This window comes from Roseobacter sp. MH60115, from assembly GCF_015644665.1.
In the GTDB taxonomy this organism is placed as follows: domain Bacteria; phylum Pseudomonadota; class Alphaproteobacteria; order Rhodobacterales; family Rhodobacteraceae; genus Roseobacter.
Window position 1 is genome coordinate 1,200,898 of the sequence record NZ_JADOBQ010000001.1, and the last position, 17,326, is coordinate 1,218,223.

At 55.0% G+C, this 17,326-nt stretch carries 12 protein-coding genes; 8 read left to right on the plus strand and 4 right to left on the minus strand.

The features are described from left to right. Positions 1-64: 64 nt before the first annotated feature. The 7 genes from ISX84_RS05585 (at position 65) to ISX84_RS05615 (ending at position 7,043) form a co-directional block, all read left to right on the plus strand. Positions 65-1,096 (plus strand): hypothetical protein, encoded by a 1,032-nt coding sequence (locus tag ISX84_RS05585; protein WP_195819307.1) that lies wholly within the window; start codon positions 65-67, stop codon positions 1,094-1,096. Positions 1,097-1,235: 139 nt separating this feature from the next. Beyond that, positions 1,236-2,687 (plus strand): DUF4403 family protein, encoded by a 1,452-nt coding sequence (locus ISX84_RS05590; protein ID WP_195819308.1) that lies wholly within the window; start codon positions 1,236-1,238, stop codon positions 2,685-2,687. Positions 2,688-2,697: 10 nt separating this feature from the next. Next, positions 2,698-3,909 carry a hypothetical protein gene (locus tag ISX84_RS05595; protein ID WP_195819309.1) on the plus strand — a complete coding sequence of 404 codons (1,212 nt, stop codon included), beginning with the start codon at positions 2,698-2,700 and terminating at the stop codon, positions 3,907-3,909. Between the two features lie 11 nt (positions 3,910-3,920). After that, entirely contained in the window at positions 3,921-4,556 is a 636-nt protein-coding gene (locus ISX84_RS05600) for a hypothetical protein (RefSeq protein ID WP_195819310.1), read from the plus strand. 2 nt (positions 4,557-4,558) lie between these two features. After that, positions 4,559-5,116 carry an esterase/lipase family protein gene (locus ISX84_RS05605; protein ID WP_195819311.1) on the plus strand — a complete coding sequence of 186 codons (558 nt, stop codon included), beginning with the start codon at positions 4,559-4,561 and terminating at the stop codon, positions 5,114-5,116. Further along, positions 5,071-5,922 (plus strand): hypothetical protein, encoded by an 852-nt coding sequence (locus ISX84_RS05610; protein ID WP_195819312.1) that lies wholly within the window; start codon positions 5,071-5,073, stop codon positions 5,920-5,922. The genes ISX84_RS05605 and ISX84_RS05610 overlap by 46 nt, the downstream gene beginning before the upstream one ends. After that, positions 5,919-7,043: a hypothetical protein gene (locus ISX84_RS05615; protein WP_195819313.1), complete on the plus strand. Its 1,125-nt coding sequence runs from the start codon at positions 5,919-5,921 to the stop codon at positions 7,041-7,043. Before ISX84_RS05610 ends, ISX84_RS05615 begins: the two co-directional genes overlap by 4 nt. A 493-nt stretch (positions 7,044-7,536) precedes the next feature. Here the strand turns inward: ISX84_RS05615 and ISX84_RS05620 are convergent, their stop codons facing one another. The 3 genes from ISX84_RS05620 to ISX84_RS05630 all read right to left on the minus strand — a co-directional run bounded on the left by ISX84_RS05620 (position 7,537) and on the right by ISX84_RS05630 (position 12,308). Next, positions 7,537-8,508, minus strand: coding sequence for a restriction endonuclease (locus ISX84_RS05620; RefSeq protein ID WP_195819314.1), 972 nt, complete (start codon positions 8,506-8,508; stop codon positions 7,537-7,539). Positions 8,509-8,567: 59 nt separating this feature from the next. After that, a complete protein-coding gene (locus tag ISX84_RS05625) occupies positions 8,568-11,126 on the minus strand; it encodes a hypothetical protein (RefSeq protein WP_195819315.1) in 2,559 nt (852 codons plus the stop codon). 243 nt (positions 11,127-11,369) lie between these two features. Next, entirely contained in the window at positions 11,370-12,308 is a 939-nt protein-coding gene (locus ISX84_RS05630) for a tyrosine-type recombinase/integrase (RefSeq protein WP_195819316.1), read from the minus strand. Between the two features lie 193 nt (positions 12,309-12,501). Between ISX84_RS05630 and ISX84_RS05635 the strand changes: the two genes are divergently transcribed. Continuing rightward, entirely contained in the window at positions 12,502-16,182 is a 3,681-nt protein-coding gene (locus ISX84_RS05635; RefSeq protein WP_195819317.1) for an ATP-binding protein, read from the plus strand. Here ISX84_RS05635 and ISX84_RS05640 read toward each other — a convergent pair. Continuing rightward, positions 16,179-17,326: glycosyltransferase family 2 protein (locus tag ISX84_RS05640; protein WP_195819318.1), on the minus strand; the 1,148-nt coding region annotated here is incomplete at its 5' end. The genes ISX84_RS05635 and ISX84_RS05640 overlap by 4 nt on opposite strands.

A 17,326-nucleotide genomic window follows, 5' to 3' on the forward strand; every position in this document is an offset into this window, starting at 1 on the left:
GCTCGGCTCCAAAAATGGCGACTGCCTTGTCATCAGCTGGGGGCCGGAGGCCGATCCGAAACGCATGCTGGTCGATTGCGGGCCGGGCGGCGTCTATCACACTTTTCTGCGGCCCTATCTGGAAGATTTGGGCATGCCGGTGCAGCTCGAATTGGCGATGGTCAGTCACATCGATCAGGACCACATTCTTGGACTTTTACAACTGACATCTGAAATCCTCCGTGCGGACCCTGGTGATGTGGTCCCGGCAGAAATTGAGCGGTTCTGGTTCAACAGCTTCTCAGACCTGACCGGCGGCGCTGATAACCCAAATCTCTCTAGTGTCGAAAATAGTGTGACGGCCGCCATTGAAGGCGGTCATGCGATGCCATTCGAGGCGCTCCGAGACGCTGAGGATCATCGGGCAGAGATGATCCTTGCAGGTCTGGGGCAGGGCAGAGGGCTGCGAGACAACCTTGTCGAGCTAGGTCTCGACGGCAACCGACCTTTTGGAGGCACGTTGGTTCTTGCGGGCAAAGAGGCCGAGCTGCCGGGCGATCTGCACATTCTGGTAACCGGCCCGAGCGCGGTGCGCGCGACCGAGCTTCAGCAGCACTGGAACCCTGATCTCGATCCCGCCGAAATCGCTGCAATGGCGGACAATAGAATTGCAAACCTGTCATCGATTGTCGCGATCCTGACGCATGAGGGCCGGACGGTTTTGGTGACTGGTGACGCACGCGGTGACGATATTCTCGAAGGCCTGCATGAGCATGCAGGCAAGACCCCGGGTATGCCGATGCACTTCGACGTCTTGAAGGCCCCTCACCATGGCAGTGACCGCAATGTCGATCAGGATTTCTTTGAGCAGGTGACAGCAGACACATATGTCTTCTGCAGTGATGGGACACACGACAATCCTGACCCGGAGACTCTCGAATGGCTCCACGCCGCGCGGCCCGGCGGTGGGTTCAACATCGTCTTCTCCAGCTTCATCCAGATGGAGCACAGCCATAAGCAACCGAGGTTCAATGATGCCCTCCGCGCCTTGGAGGACAGCGGCGTGACGATCGGCGCTCGACGACCTAGTGAACTGGCTATCCGGGTGCAGCTCTGAGTTCGGCGGTAAGTTTATCGCAGCGCGATTTGATGAAGGCTGAGTGATCGAAACGTGGCATACTCAATTCCTAATTTCGACCAGAAGCTGATTTGTGAGCTAAGCACGGAGCAAACGCTATTCAAATAAGGGGGTTTCAATGTTGAATTTTCGAACACGCAGCTTTGTCTCTGCTGCGCTATTGGGTCCAAGTGTTGTTTTGGGCGCTTCGGTGCACGATGCCAGTGCCGAAGGCCGAAGTTCTATCACCGTCGAAACACAGATCGATTTACCCGGCGTTTCGAGTGTTCTGGAACAAAGTGTTCCGGTGACGCTGCACAGGCGGGAAACGGCGCAGGTCTGTGCCGAGCCAGAGCGGGTTTGCACGAAAGTTCCGGAATTTCGCGGTCTGAAAGTCACTATGAAGAATCGGTGTGTGGAAGTGACGCCACGTATTGATTGCACGATCACCGAGACTGTTGAGCGCACTGGACCCGTCAGTGTGTCTGGCAGCGGCTCAACGATCATTCTTCGGCAAGACATCGCCGGGTCTGGAACCATTCGGGGCAGGGGAGAGATTGGAAAGAATATACGGCAGACTGTGCGCGCGATGGCGGAGTTCAATGTGGCGATCACGCCCGAGTTGCGCCCGGATTGGACACTTGCAGCTGAGACCAATACCGACTTTCGATGGCTTCAACGTCCGGAGTTTCAGTTGTTCAATCGGTTTCCAGTGAGCATCGGAAGTCAGATCGAAGGGCCTTTGCGCGCGGGTCTAGCGGACTTCGAGGCCACGATTCCGGGGATGTTGGCCGAACTGGATGTCAGAGGTGAGGCAGAAGCGCTTTGGCGGGATCTTCAAGCGCCCATTGCTATTAGCCTGCCGAGCAACCAAAAGGCTTTCCTGCACATTCGTCCGAACCAGTTCGGTTTTCATGGACTGGAGACCGTTGGTAATACGTTGACTGCGGGCATGACGATCGGCTTTGACGCATCGATTGACATGAGCCCGGAGGGCCCTGGGCGTCTGCCGCTGCCTGATCTGACGGATCTCTTGGGCGATGGCTTCCAACTGTCTGTCCCGGCGCACATACCGCTTCAGAACCTGTCGAGAATGGTCAATGGCGTATTGCCGGCGCGATTCGACGACATCGCCGTTGTTGTCACGGAGGCTGATTTTGTTGCAGCGGGAGAGATCCTTGTCGTCAATTTGGACATCGAAGCCGATGGCGGTTTGCTGAGTGCGCTGAATGGGGCGGTGCAGGTGCGCGCGAAGCCGCGGATTGACGGCGAGACGCAGTCGCTTGTCTTCGATGAGATCGCAATTGGCGGCGTTGATGGTCAGAACAGGCTTGTTCAAAGCGCGGCATTGTCGATGGCCAATGCTTTTGTCTCGGACCACCTGACGGTTCGTTTGGACAGTGTACTCGAGACGATGGGAGCGGAATTGCGATCGGCCCTTAACGGTCCTGTTGGCGAGGGTTTCCATTTGAGTGGAGTAGGTGAGGTCGGTTTTTCGGACCTTTCGCTGGCCGCACGAAAGAATACGCTGACAGTAACAGCAACCGCGAAGGGGGATCTTACCCTTCGTGGATTTGAGATTTTGCAATAAGGGGCCGGGTATGACGGACGATAAAGATCTCGGAGACCAAGCCGACGAACAACGGACGCTCGAAGACACACTTGCGGCGCGCGCGGCCACGCAAGGCGAGATCCGACGTTCGACCGAAGCAGAAGTCAAGCGTTTGGCGAAGGACGCCATTGAGGAGTGGCGAGAAGAGAACCGTTTCAAGCTGAGCGATACCAAAACCTGGGGCACGTCAGCCTACACAGCTACAATTGGTATCGTCGTTGCTGCAGCTCTGGTTTTGATCGAGCTTCTTGACACCGAGACATCATACCTCCGAAACCGCGCACACGCGATCCTTGGTACAGAAGGCCACGTAAAAAATTCCATTGTTTCAGAGAATTATGACGCAGCAATCGGCAGCAGCTTTGACCGAATTGTTGACGTTAGGCGACAAAATCCCGACACGCCTGTCTTTAAGATCATTAGCAACAGCATCAAGCGGACGCCCACACTTCTGTTTCACGGTCAGACGGAGTTCGGCCGCCTCTTGAAGGTACCTGTCAGTAATCCGGCCTGTAAAATTTACTTTGAAAGTCAAAATTTTACAGAGTCAGCGATGGTAACAGAAGGCAACCGGCGCGGGGCGTTCGGCGACTTGCCTCCACCGGTCCAAACCGACGGTATTGATGCCAGTGCGATCTGTGAGCCGACGGTGTCCATTCCGATGGAGCGAAGCCTGGATATCCCGTTTCATGCGCGCTTTTACGAGGAAGTCGCAGCAGGCCCTCATGATGTATGGATCCAGTTGCACATTCAGCGGATCGACCGCGAAGCGAAAACCCCTATCGACAGCGTAGCCATGCGCGAGAATCTCAATCACGGCATCTGTATCGTCTATAGTCCTGCGGTTGAATGGCATCAGACCCCTGCAAGTCCGGAATTGGTGTCCATCAACGACGTCTTCGAGCACCAAGGCCGGGGGCTTTGGATCGCAAAATTGAACTCGATCCTTGAACAGGATGGGTCATCGACGGAGCCTATGGTTCGGAGTACCAGCGAGCGATTGCATAGCATATCCATCTTCGGCGTTTCTTCGACCGAGGGTGCACCGATACCGGCTGAGAATGCTCCGTCCAACGCCGATGAACGCGCCGAGGTGGCTGCGGAAGAACAAGCCTGCGCCAATGTGAAGGCGAATGAGGATCAGATCATCACGGTTCGAGCGATGGTGTATGTAAATCTCGATCCTGACGCGCGGCTATAGGGAGGCTGGACATGCTAGAGATGAGGGGCCCATTAGACACGCTATGGACGTGGCTGGCGACGACGGCTGTATCCACAGCCGTTGCCTTGTTCTTGTTTCTCTCGGCGGGCGTAACGTCTTTGTTTGATACACCCAGTCAGTCGGGCGCAGATTGGATCGACGTAAATTGGGGCTATCTGGGCGCATGGCTTCTGAGCGCGATGCTTCTGCTTATGGGACTTGTTGTGTGGCGCGCAACGCCAAAAACGCCACGGACAGGGCAGGGACTTTCTATTCCGCGACTTACGGTTCTTGAGGGCAAGGAGGGGCCACGCGACAGTCTTGTCGCCCGAGTGTGTTTTGCGGCCGTTGTCATTGTGCCGCTAATTTCGCTCTACGCGGCGCTTTATCAATATGTCAGGAAAAGCGTTGTTGCGGATTGGGACGCGACTGCATCGCTTGCAGACGGGTTTTGGGCTTCTCGCGCAGCGAGTTTTGCCTCTGATTGCCGGGAGAGCCCCTGTTTCAGAATCTATCCGCACAAGGATGCTTGGCAGTGGTTCTTTTTGGCAGACCTAGTTTTTGTCGTCGTATTGCTGGGGACCGCGTTTCTATGGGTGCGGTTTTTTTGGACCGCATGGACGAGGAATTCGAATGAAAGGAATTGAAGATGGAAGTTGTTGTTTTCCTACCTGGTATTCTGGGATCGGAGTTACGCACGGCAGATGACCGCAAGGTCTGGCCGCCAGACGTGTCCGAAGCTATCAGTGAACTGGCCCAGTGGAAGATTGATGCGCTTTTGGACGAGACGCCGCTAAAGGCCCCAACGGTTGTCGAGAAGGTCTGCCTCAAAAACATCTATCGTGGGTTTCTGCGTGATCTGGAGGACGCCGGTTTCACGCGCAACGGGACCGGGAAGCGACTTGAGTTGATGCCATATGACTGGCGTTTGGATTTGCTGGAAGTTACGGCCCCGGATATTGCCAACCGATTGGATGCGCTCGTAGCGGACGGCGCGACGCGCATTCATTTGGTGGCCCACTCTATGGGGGGCTGGTCGCTCGTATTCTTGTGCAAGATCCGCAATATGTCGGCCGGCCATGGCGCGCTGCTCTGCATCAAACTATTACAATGGCTTCCCCGTTTCGAGGCGCTGCCGTTGCCTTGGTGCGGCTTCTTGGGATGGAAAAGGTCACTGGCATTCCGGGCCGGGCCTTTGCCGCGCTGAAAGGTAAACCGTCACTACGCGCCCCCTACCAGCTTTTGCCCCCACCCGGAGAGCCGATTGTTTGGACGGTCAAAGGACAACAAGTCCGGACGCTTGATCTTTATGGGGATTTCGGACGGCAGAACGGGTTTCTGGAGGCATCGTTGAACGCAAACCGGAAACTGCATGACATTCTGGCGCGGCCTTGGCCCGACGACATTGGCGCTTTCCAGTTTGCGGGCACAGGCTTCACGACGGCGACGCGAATGGCGGATGCCGGCGCATTGAAACGTGTGGATGACGACAACAGCGGCGACCAAACGGTGCCTCTGACCAGCGCTGCAGGCGGCGATCTTCCGACGATGATCCTGCCGGGAGAGCACAGCGACATCATCAACAACAGGAAGCTCAGGCAGACGGTGCGCGCACTTCTGGGCGTTTCGGGCAATGTCGTAATCTACAGCGCTGGTGATCCGGTGGCAGGGGCTGTCGGGCAGTCTTTGCAATTGTCGGTGCCTGTCCTCGGCGTGGTGGGGCAGAGCGGTCAGTTCCGGACCGAGGCGCTGGTGTCGCTTGCGCAACCGCTTGACGCGGATGTGGAGCTGCAACTGAGCATTCGGGCGCTGACGTCAAGAGGTGAGATAGAAGAAGCCTTTGACGCAATAGAGCGTCGTGTCGGCATGGTGCAGGGGGCAACCGACCTGACCATTGTGCTGCGCGAGGCGTTGGAGCCCGGTATGTATGAATTGCAGGCCCGCTTGCCGGATGGCACATTGGGCTCGGACAGATTGCTCGTTCAAGCGAGTGAAGGCGGAGAAAACCCTTGACGACACGCCTTGATGAGATGGCACATGCCGTAAGGCGCGCCTTGGCCGAAAAGCACCTGATGGACAGCCGGATGGGTGTGCCGGACGCTGATGAAATCGATGGAGACCTTCTTGGTGGTGCACGCACATTCGCCGATCAAACCGAAGACGCTCTGTCGAAGCGTACTGTCGTGGCCGTGGCGAAAGACCGTCAGAAGGAGGCCGTCGTCATCTATACAACCCGTGCCTATGCGAAGGCGGATCAACGCTTGATGCACGAGGCGGTTGGCGAAGACATTCCGATCATCTTCAGGTCGCTCGATATAGGCCCACAAGGTCCGGGCTCTGCGCCGCAGCTTCAGATCGCAACAGCGCCGGTTCTGGTGAAAAGGCGCATCACCTGTGGAACGTCGATCAGCGTGGGCAATGACCGTGGCGCAGGGACGTTTGGCGCCCTTGTTCGAAATGCTGATGGCGATCTTTTTGGCCTGAGTTGCGGGCACGTCGTAGCGGGGTGCGGTTATCTGCGTGAAGGGATGCCGATTGTTGCACCGGGTGTTCAGGATGTTGTGCCAAGTTGGCCCGACCCTCGTGTGATTGGCCATTTTGCGCACGCGTTACCGCTGGTTCCAGGAGACCCGGCGACGATTGGTGTTCGCCCAAACCTGGATGCCGCATTATTCAGGGTCAGCAAGGATTCGGCGGTTTCGTCTTCTCAAGGCGGTCACTATGACACCCCGACGGTGGTGCATGATCTGGACGATGACGAGGACGAAGGGCTGCTGGAGGTCGAGAAGGTCGGTCGCAGTTCGGGGATGACTCAGGGAACGATGGTGACACGTTTCCTTCATCCCATCGAAATAGAGTTCAAGGTCACCTGTTTTCCGGATCTGGGCATGACCAAGAAATTCGAAGCAGCGGTCTTTATCGACAGCCTCTGGGCGGCCAACTCCGGCGGTGCGCCGTTTGCGTCTCCGGGCGACTCCGGTGCGTTGGTCGTGACGCGGCCGGTTGGTGGCAAGGCGCGCAAAGCGGTGGGTCTTGTGATTGCGGGCACGCGGGACAACTCGGCCATGATCCTACCGATCCAGCCGATCCTCGACGCCTTCGATGTTAGGCTTGTCTCCGGTCACGGGGTTTGATGATGGCCGATCAAGGTGAAACGTCGTCCATCGCGCGTGCGTCTGTCAGACGCCGCCTGTGGGAGAGCTTAGACCTTGGTCCGCATGACGGCACGGTGTTCCGAGAGCCGAGCGTAGAGGGGGATCGCATCATCCTCAGCTTAAGGCCATCGCTGATTGAGAAGTATCGGAACGTCACCGAGTTTGAGGGCTTTCCGGTCGAGGTTCGTCCGGTGACACCCGGACGGCTGTATTGAGGTGTGTGCCTGGTTGACGGTGGTGGGCAGCGGGCAGGAAAGCGAACGGAACAGCCAAAGATATCCGCAAACGTCGTGCAGGTTCATGACACGGCAGGCCGTCATCAACCGAAGCAACGACACCTTCCCGAGTGTCCGGTGATTGCGATTTGGCAATAATCCACCTCCACATACGGGTGAACCACAAAACAAACTCATAGGTATCCAATCGATTCAGATATCAAGGACAATGCTCCAGGGATCAGAAAAGCCTGATTTCAATCTGACGAATCCAGAATGAACGATTGGAAAGGCCTGATGCCGCTCCAGAGGCCGCCATGTTTCCTTGCAAAACTTCGACATGCCATCGATAGTTTATTGCCATCAGCGAAGTGCAAATAGTCGACCTGGCTTTCGTTTCGCGCTTCGATGGCTGTCGGTCCGACCCCGCTGGATGCCCATAGAACAGCACCATCCCGACGTTCTCTCAAGGCCACTTCAAGGACGCGTTTTACCTCTTTCTTTCCGACTTTGGCACTCGTCCAGTGTTTGACTTCAATGTTGAAAACCGGGATCCCTGATTGCTGGACATCCACGACGACGACATCCCGCCCGCCATCGTTGCTTCCTTCTGTCAAATGGGTCGCGTATCCTAGCTCAGCTAAAACATGCGCAACCAGGCGTTCGACTTCTCGCCATTCCAGACGACGCAAGTCGAGCTCTTCGTAGGCGATGGCAAGTGCAAGTTTGTCGACAAAGTCCAAAACCAGTTCCACGTATTTGTTTTCGACTGGTTTTGAATCTCGCAACCTGACAAGTCTGTCTTTGACGTCGTCAAAGCTCCAGAGTTCAAGTCTTGGACCGGCGCTCCGCGTGCTGACTGCCGCCACATTCGTATCAAAGCCCTCGGGTGAGACCATGATGACCCGACTTACATCGGACGGAGATAGATTGGCCACGAATTCGATGATAGCGTTCGGGATAAGGGACCGAGGGCTGCCTTCTCGGTTGAATTTGTAATCGACCAGGATGCGGTCATCACCTTTCAGGATATTGTCGCCCACAAGGTCGAACCGATGCTGATTGGCCACCTCTGGTTCAGCGCGCAATTTATACCCTGATAGCGCAAAATAGGGTTGCAGAACGCGGTGCATCATCGTGCCGCCTTCTTCATAGTTCTCCCAGTCTTCGTACTCATCCAAAATCGAGAGACATTGGTCGATGGTCTTGGCCTGATCCACCGAGCTCATTCTGAGCGCTTGATCTCTGGACATGCCTGACCGACGAAAAGTGTTTCTTAGTGTCCCTTTCAAGACGCAACCTCTTCAACATCAACTCTATCAGGGCTCTTCGTTCTAATCGGCAGAATGCTTAACAACGCCATGCGATGACTCGCGCTCAAGACCGCAAGCAAAATACTGGCGACCACTGGGATTAGACTCCGGTCCAAGAGATCAGCGGACGGCGCGGCGAACCATCTGATAAGTCCAATCACGAGAAGTGGAAAAGCCAACAACAGAGTGCTGGCACAGTAGGCCTGCAACGGTCTCTCAGTTCCACTCGCATTCAGAAACGTGACGCCGGTTCCGAACAGGATCGTCGCACAGCTCTCTTGATCTTCAATTGCGTCGACTGTTCTTCGGGCGACGATCAGGCGTAGAAGAAGCAACGCCATGAGCAACAAGATCAGCCAAGAGGCGACTGTCGCAGCGATCCGACGGTCAACCTCAACGCCAAAAAGACTTAGCTTAATGGTGCCAAGCTGCTGATCGAAGTCTGCGTAGGCGGCCGCATAGAGATCAAATCCTTCGATCCTGGTAAACCCTTTATCGTTCATAAACGCATGGAATTCATCGACCTCTCCACGCTGTGGTAGAGGCGTTAGCCGATAGGCAAAACCGCCCTTTTCAACCCACTGACGGTATGTGATCGGAAGTGGCGGGCTTGGGGAGCTGAAAGAATCTCGCGTGCCGGACACTTTGCCATATAGCGGCTCTAAAGGAGGATCAGTCGTTGCGTCTGCTTGGCGCATTTGCAGGAAATCGGGAAGATCGGGAACCACCTCTTCCGGCAGCGGAGTCGCTCGAATGCTTTCCCGGATTTCTTCGAGGGGGCTTTGGATATCGTCTAAATTTTGAAGGTAGAGAAGTTCGATCAGGTCATTGACGTCGTAAAGATCCAGCTGACTCAGCGAAGCCCGGTCCTCAGAGACGATATCATCGAAGTTGCTCTTGGCCGAAGGATAGGTGGAGAGCGGCAGCTTTTCATTCAGCGTCTCTATCAACGCGTAGCCCGGATGATTTTCTGGAAAATAAATTTGCATAAATGTCAGCTGGTGAAAGGCATCGTCCACCGTCTTGGACCATGCCTCATACGTATCCCGGTGCTCCTTGAACCTCTGGTCATAAACCACTTCAAGTTCCGAACGGATTCCGCCTGACTTCGAAAGCTGTAGTCGATCTCCCAGTAATTCTGCGGGCACAAATAAAAACGCGACAAAGAAAATGGAAGCAGCAGCAGAGACCGTTATAAGTGATGTCCAAGCGACATCTATGCGTTCAAGGTGGATTCTTATCAGATCGGCCGTTGGCGCGTTTATTTCGAGTTTATAGTGAACCTCGTCCGACGGCTGTTGAGATAGTTGGCCAATCAATCGCAATGTTGCGATCTGGCAAACGAAAACGGCAAAAACGGCGCACACAGCGATCATCGTGACAACAGGGAATCCCGTGCCGCCATAGATCAGCACTGCGAGAAGAACAGGAGGAGAAAGGTGGATTGCCAGCGCAATCCACGAGAGAAGTTTTGTAATTGCGCCGGTCTGCGCTCTTCCCCCGAAAATTAAAACCGGGATCCAGGGAAATAGACCAACGTGAAACGCGGCATCCTGCTGGGCCATCGCATTGCCGACCCATCGTACCGCTTTTGACAGTGTCAGAACAATGTCGATTGCTATTCCAAAGGCGAGCAGCGGCAGCAGAAATTTGATCACAATTCCAGGAATCGACAAACCGGCCGCTGAAATTGATCCCGCGTTAAGCTCACCAGCCGCAATCTGCGCCTTCGCGGACTCTACCGCAGACGACAGTTTCCAGACATGCCATTCCTCAAGGGTTTTGGCGATACTGGCTAAATCCTCCCCAATGTCTTCCGGCCAGCCGGGATAGGGCTTCGACAATTCGAGCAGGCTGCCTTCGATAACGGATACCGCGTTGGTAATGGCCTTGGCTTCTGCCGCAGTTTCTGCACCGTTGATTTTTTCGGCAAACGCTTCGATGTCTCGCAACGTCGAGGAATAGCCGGGATTTCTTTCAACTACAGTCGTATCACCGAGATCGATTTGGCGCTCGGTGCCGGTTTCCGCTGCAGCAAACGTCTCCAATCCGGTATAGATCCGGAGCAGGTCGTTAATCTGAGATCCGCTCCAGCTAAGAAGATCACTGGGTGGCGGGGAATCAGTGAACTCACTTATTGCATTGGCGAGGGCCTCGAATTCTGCACCCAGTGTGAATAGCTCGAGCGATCGGCTTTCGAGACCTCGCTCTGCCAGCCTGTCCTTTGCTTCACTTAAGGCATGTTGGGCGTCACGTATTCTGGCAATCGCTTCTCCAGGGAGCCAGGTTTGCCAGCTGCTGGAGTGGTTCGTTGCAGCTAGATCCATGTCCCGCAATCGCTCGTAGGCTCGTACGACGTTCAGCGCATCCGAAGGCATTTGAGGCTGACTGGTCGACGCAAAGTTGGCAAGCAACCCAGCGAAACAGACGAAAAGCAACAGAGTCCACCTAAGCCGGGCCTTCTTCAAGAACCCCACAAGCACTTCGATCGTCTTTTCCCGTTCCTTCGATAGAGGTGCGTTCAGTTTTGCCACGGCCAAATCTGCGTTCAGGTGTTTCTCACCCCTTATACTGACGCTCAATTTTGGCTGGCTTCAAGCTTCGACGTTGGAACCCTGCAGGCCTTCGTCATGCGAAAACACACATTTTGACGCTAGCGCTACCACAACACGGGCGATAGCAGCAATGTCTCTCAAGTCATTTGCTTGAGAGACATTGCACAGTTGCCTTCCGAGAACGAACGTAGCCGTCAACGGTAACGGCTTGGCTTTGTAAGCTCAGGCATCCACGGTCGCCAGTGTATCCGCGGCAGAAATCGCCGAGCTCAGTGAGTTGTCTGAGACCTTCGTGTAAATCTCTGTCGTTGCGATGCTAGCGTGACCGAGAAGGCGTTGGACCAACCTAATGTCGACACCTTCCTCAATAAGCAACGTCGCGGCAGAGTGCCGAAACCGGTGTGGGGTAAGGTGCGGTTCTATTCTTAGTGATTTGGAGAGTGTCCTGAGCCTTTTTCTAAATGCCTGGGGAGTAAGGCGATGTCCTATCGAATTGGTGAACAGCCACGCCTGAGAACCGGCAACATCCGAGCGACTTTCCCAAAAGCGTCTGAAATCGGCTTGTAGTCGATCGTTGGCAACGTAAACGGTACGTTCGCGGTCGCCTTTTCCTCGTACCCGGATACGCGTCGCGGCACCGGATACGTCACACACACGCAGTGAAGTCAGCTCTCCGATGCGTAGGCCCGTCACGATAAGCAGCCTCGCTATCAATCCAGTAATCTGCGAGGCCGGAAATTCCGTCGATGCGGATAGCTCATCGCTGGGATCAAGTTGCACGATGTGCTGCGCCGACCTGAAAACGATCCCGAGAGTTGGACGATCGACAGGACGGGGGAGGCGTTTGGGTACCTTCATGTCTAGTCGCAGACCTTCGAATGGCGATGGACCGGTAGCGTCATTTTCGCAAAGCCAGCCATAGTAGGATCTGAGCGTCACCAATCGGCGCCGGATCGTTGCCGGACTCGCTCCTTGTTCCTCTCTAAGGTCCTTCTGAAAGTCGATGATGTCGGTGGCCAAAGGAGGATCGTTTAACTTCGCCCTTTGTTTGAACTTTGCGAATGCGGTTAGATCCTGTCGGTACGCTCGCAGGCTGTGTTCGCTCAGCCCAAGTTGCTCGCGGCAGTAGTTCTCAAAATCGTCGATCCGAATTGTGCTCATGTTCCCTCACTTGCGGCTCTGGGGCCGCCATCTTTTATCGACGACTTCCAACCCCTTCAAAACAGCAAAGGAATCGAGCAAATTTGCTTTGGCAACAGTGAGGTATGACTTCGCGCAGTGCGAAAAGCATGATGACTCACTGCGTCTGCAACTGTAGGGTGATCCAAGATTTCAACCGAAGCAGCCATGCTATTTGGCTGCTGTAACGATAACCGAGAATTATGCTTACGTGACTTCCGATGACAATGACCTTCAATTGGAAGCCATGGTATGGAGTAGGCTTTGCTCGGATGTTCGCTGGACTGAAGAAGAACTCGAGGAATTTTGCCTTCATACGTCCGGGGGAGATGCCCCCGGAAAGTACCAGGTTTTTGAAATCGCGGTAGCGGCGGTCATGGCGAGGCTGCGCCCCGATTTTAGCTGGGAAGTCACGCGCAATCAGGCAGATCATGGGATCGATTTTGTCGGTCGTGGAGAGTTTCTGAACTCCAAGACACTAGGGATTGAAGCCTCTTTGCTGGTCGGAGGGCAATGCAAGAAGCGCGAGAAACCAAAAGCGCTTGTCGATGAATTGGCTGGAAGCCTTTTGAAGATGGGGCGCGAGCTGCATCCGACTTTCTTCATTGCAGCGGTGTCTGCCCGTCTGAGCGGTGCGCGTATTTCGGCAGCACGCCAGACCTTGGAGGGAGAGTTGCGCCGACACTGCCACATCTTGGACCGCGGAAAGATAGAAGCCTTGTTTAGGCGCCATCATGACGTCGTGTCGACGCTGTTGCGCAAAGCGCTCTCCAAAGAAGATGCCGAGAACATCCTTTCCTATTTGTGGAGCCGTACCGTTCCTGAGGCACGGTTTGACTTTGTCACAAGAAACGATGATCGGCTAGTGACGGGTGCGCCTGTTCTGGTCGATGTGAAGATGACACACAATGGACTGGAATCCACTGACAAAGTCCATTTGGTGTGGAAGCCAAAAGAAGACTCTGCCGTCAGGTTGATCTCCCCGCTTGGCGATGAGCAAGAGGGCGGCCTGAAGTTTGTAATTCAGCGAAACGACAGGCTCACTCCGTTCGAGACGTTCTTTCAGTTGGAATTCGCATGCCACCGACCCGGGACAATAGATTTGGGCGGACTGGACCACTGGATGCCGGAAGGCACGGTAAACTCCTATGCTTTACCGTCGGTGCGCGTTCAAAAAAGCCATCGCGTTCCCTTCTTCGGAAGGCCTTTCGGCCCGATCCTTGTGAACCTTGAAGATGCTTTTTCTCGGGCCGAGGCGCTTGGTCCCCAAGTCATCGCGCTTGTGGGTCAAGGCGGTGTCGGCAAAACCAGGCTGGGCGAGGAATTCGGGCATGTAGTCCGTCGCCGCGGCGGCGAGTATGTTGCGATTGATCATCCCACGACGCTGGAAAAGCCACACCAATTCCTAGCAAATTTGCTCGCGCATCTGATCCTTAAAGATCGCAATACGCCCATCTCAGACGAAGATGTTCTGAGCGCCGTCGAAACGCTTGATCCGGCCCTTGCCGCCCGGGCACGACCATCGATTGAGGTAGTCTTTTCGGCAGACACATCAACGGAGGTCTTGAGTAGTCAGGACCTTATCGCGGTATTCATTCTGCTTGCGCATCGTCGCGCGGCACAGGCGCCAATTCTGCTGCACTTGCGCAATCTCCACTGGGCGAGTGTTGACGTTCTGCGGTTGCTGGAGACCTTGCTCTGGCAGCTTCAACAGTTCTTTGGACCGTCGGACCAGCACTCCGATCAGAAACACCGGATGCCGCTGATGGTGATTTTGGAGGGTCGAGTTTTTGAAGAAGCACTGGGCGGTACTGAACGACAGACAACCCGGCTTTTTGAAGGGTTTCTGACGCGTGTGGCTTGTGATCGGATTGACTGTCCGATTTGGGATCGCACCACAAGCCACGGGTTTGTGGAGTGGCTATTCCAGGACGATCCAACCACAAAGGAGGCGGGTCTTCCCAGCGGCGAGTTCAAACGCTCGCTGACCCAATACGTCAAGACGCACGTAGGCGGCACGCCCTTTGAAATCATCGAATTTACAAAGCTACTGAGGGATCTTGGCCATGTCGATTTCAACCATACCGTGGGCCGGGTTATTGCCAAACGGCCTGTTTCCAAGACTATCCGTGCTGGACCTTCCTTGCTCGAGACCATTCGAGCGCGGTTGGCTTATCTGGACAGGACAGCTCCGGAGCTAGGCTTTTTGCTCCGGTCCGTCGGCCACTTTGATGACGCTGTGCCGTATGGGCTCTTTGTTCATCTGCGTGAGAATCTTGCCCCCAATATCACAGATGACGCGTTGGAACGGATCGGGTTTCTGAACATTCCGGAACCGGCCTCTGCAGCGTTGGATGCTGAGGTGCGTTTCGAGCACGAACACTATTTTCAGGCGATACAGCGTGAAGCACCAGCTCAGGCCACTACGCAGAATTATGTCCGCCTCTACCTCGATTGGCTTGAAGCGTGTCCCGACCTGTCGGTTGAGGCCCAGTTCTTGCAAGCCCGCGCCACTCTTCAGCAGGAAAGTGCGGACTGGGACACTAAGAAAGCCGGATTAAAAGCCGTGATCGAACGTGCGGCCTACGGTGGCAACATTGCCCTGCAAATGCGCGCTGTGCAGTTGTTTGTCGACACATTTGCTTGGAGCAAAACCGGACAAGAACGTCTTGGTGCTCCCGATATTGTTTCTGCCTGCCTACAGGAAGTTGCCCTGTGCGAGACACTGATTGATAGCGGTGAACGGGTCTTGGCAGATCAGCGGCTGCAGCGCGCTTTGGTTTGTCAGGAAAATCTGCCGCGCAAGAAGACCGCTTTTGACACGGGTCTTCTACAATCATTGTTTATGGCGCGGATAAGGCTGCAATGTACCCGCGTGCAGGCGCTGCGAAATAACGGCGAGCCCACGCGCGCAATGTCGGTCACGCGCGAGATACAAGCCACGTTGGATCTATTGGTTCCGGGCAGTGATGAATATGACATGAGCGCCATGCACGGGAATTTTGCTTGCGCACTGGCATATGCAGCATTTGGTGACATGCAGACCGCCCAGCTGTTTTCAGGCCGGTCTTTGCCCCACGCGCGCCGCCTTTTAGGCAGAGCGACCGGCGCATTGAACGCCATCTCGACACACGGCGTCATTACTTCACGGTTCGACAGCGGTGCCGCTTTGGACCAGCTTCTTGATGTGGACACTCAGGCAGATGGCGTTTTTCGAGGCCCTGAGGAGTTGTACATGCACCGCGTTCATATCTGTCGCGCACGTGTCCACAGGCTGCTGCGTGACGAGATCAGTGACGCCGCAATGCGCACTGCAGAGACCAAAGATGTCACTCAGGATTTGGCTGAAATTTTTGCGACATCCTTTGCACTTGGATATCAGCCACAGGCTGCCGCTGCGGCGCTACTGTTGGGCGCCTTAAACACCGTGCAAGACGCAGAAGCTTCGCTGAAATGGTTCTCGAAGTCGATCGTAAGTGCTGGTCGCGCTCGACAGCAGGAGACTCTATTTTCAGCGCAAAATAACTTTGCCCAAGTCGAGCAGCAACAAAGCGGTGTTACCGAACGCGGGACAGTATTTGCACTATCAGCTTTGGATCTGATGCTGGCCAGTCTTGATGCGGAAAGCACCCCCGACACCTCCCTGCGGATGGGTTTATTGCGTCCTGCGATCGCGCAGATGGTCTGTATCCTGGCTAAAGCTAAACACGACAGGGCACAGGAAACTTACCATACATTTCCCTCTCTAAAGTCGTACTTCGAAGACACCGGATTGACTAAGCTGCGTGCAGACCGGCCAAGCCACGACAGTGTAGATTGTCTCAAGCTCGGGATGTTCGACATCTACGCATACTAGGTTGCTTCGGACATGCCGACCAAGACGTGCCGCAGGTTTGCATCGATAATGATTTCGGGCCCGCATACCTCACGGCGCTGCTGGAACCATTGCCAGTTCTCTGAAAGCCGCCCGATCTCGTCAACGAGGTACAGATAGGGTCGCGGATTGTCTTGCCACCAATGGGGCAGCAGCATCGAAAAGGAGAGGTTTTGAGACCTCAACCGATACGGGTTAATGCGGTCCACCGATCCAATTGCGTTTGGCAAAGCCTGCCGCAACGCATCAAGTATCAGGTCCCCGTCTAGAGATTTGCAGAAGTTGAGTACATCAAACGACTCGAGACTTGCTCCTAAACCCGTTGCAATCAGATGTTGAACCATCTCGTCGGCGATGGGCCTGAGGTCGGTGTCGACCTGTCCACCCCAAGTGGTCCAGAAAAGGGCATCCGCTTCTTCCTGCCCAATAAAGCGTGAAGGACCAGACACGCTTTCCCAATGCGCAGCCTCTGCTGACGGCAGGTAGTAATTCTGCAGCCCAATGGCTCGAGCTCGCAAACAGTAATCAAGATCTTCGTTGTGATTGAAGTAGCGCTCGTCCAGAAAACCGACCGCATCCCGCGTCTGACGACCAAAGGCGTGGATGGCTCCTGTGACTACTTGGCAAGCGCGCACTTTGTTGCAGAGGCTGTGGTTTGGCTGTTGCCCCAAGAACACGTGCCGTCGAGAATGTCGGCCAAAAGCCATGCCGGCGTGTTGGATCAACCCGCTATCCGGTGCGGTCAGTTTGGCTCCAACCACACCGACCCTGGAATTCTTGTTCAGAAAATCCAACAGGGCATGTAAGCAATCCGACTGTAAGACAAGGTCCGAATTGAGAACAAAAAGCACATCACCTTTGGCAACTTGCAGCCCTCTGTTAACTGTGGCCGCATAGCCCCTGTTTTCAGTATTTCGCAACATGGTCAGCTGGTTATCTGCTAGACCGGAAGGCAAACAGGACATGACTGGTTCAGCAGAGCAATCGTCAACGAGAATAACTTCGCATCCTGCCTCTGGCCGTGCCTTTTCGAGGGATGCGTAGAACTCCGGCAGGAAGTCCATGCCGTTAAAAATTGGCACAATAACGGAGCAAAGCACGGTAGATAATTCTCGGTTATCGTTAC

Bases quoted from the DNA above. Each gene is read 5' to 3' on its own strand.
- ISX84_RS05605 (WP_195819311.1), top strand. From the start codon at position 4,559: ATGGAAGTTGTTGTTTTCCTACCTGGTATTCTGGGATCGGAGTTACGC.
- ISX84_RS05600 (WP_195819310.1), top strand. From the start codon at position 3,921: ATGCTAGAGATGAGGGGCCCATTAGACACGCTATGGACGTGGCTGGCG.
- ISX84_RS05585 (WP_195819307.1), top strand. From the start codon at position 65: ATGCTGGTCGATTGCGGGCCGGGCGGCGTCTATCACACTTTTCTGCGG.
- ISX84_RS05630 (WP_195819316.1), bottom strand. From the start codon at position 12,308: ATGAGCACAATTCGGATCGACGATTTTGAGAACTACTGCCGCGAGCAA.
- ISX84_RS05590 (WP_195819308.1), top strand. From the start codon at position 1,236: ATGTTGAATTTTCGAACACGCAGCTTTGTCTCTGCTGCGCTATTGGGT.
- ISX84_RS05610 (WP_195819312.1), top strand. From the start codon at position 5,071: ATGGAAAAGGTCACTGGCATTCCGGGCCGGGCCTTTGCCGCGCTGAAA.
- ISX84_RS05595 (WP_195819309.1), top strand. From the start codon at position 2,698: ATGACGGACGATAAAGATCTCGGAGACCAAGCCGACGAACAACGGACG.
- ISX84_RS05620 (WP_195819314.1), bottom strand. From the start codon at position 8,508: ATGAGCTCGGTGGATCAGGCCAAGACCATCGACCAATGTCTCTCGATT.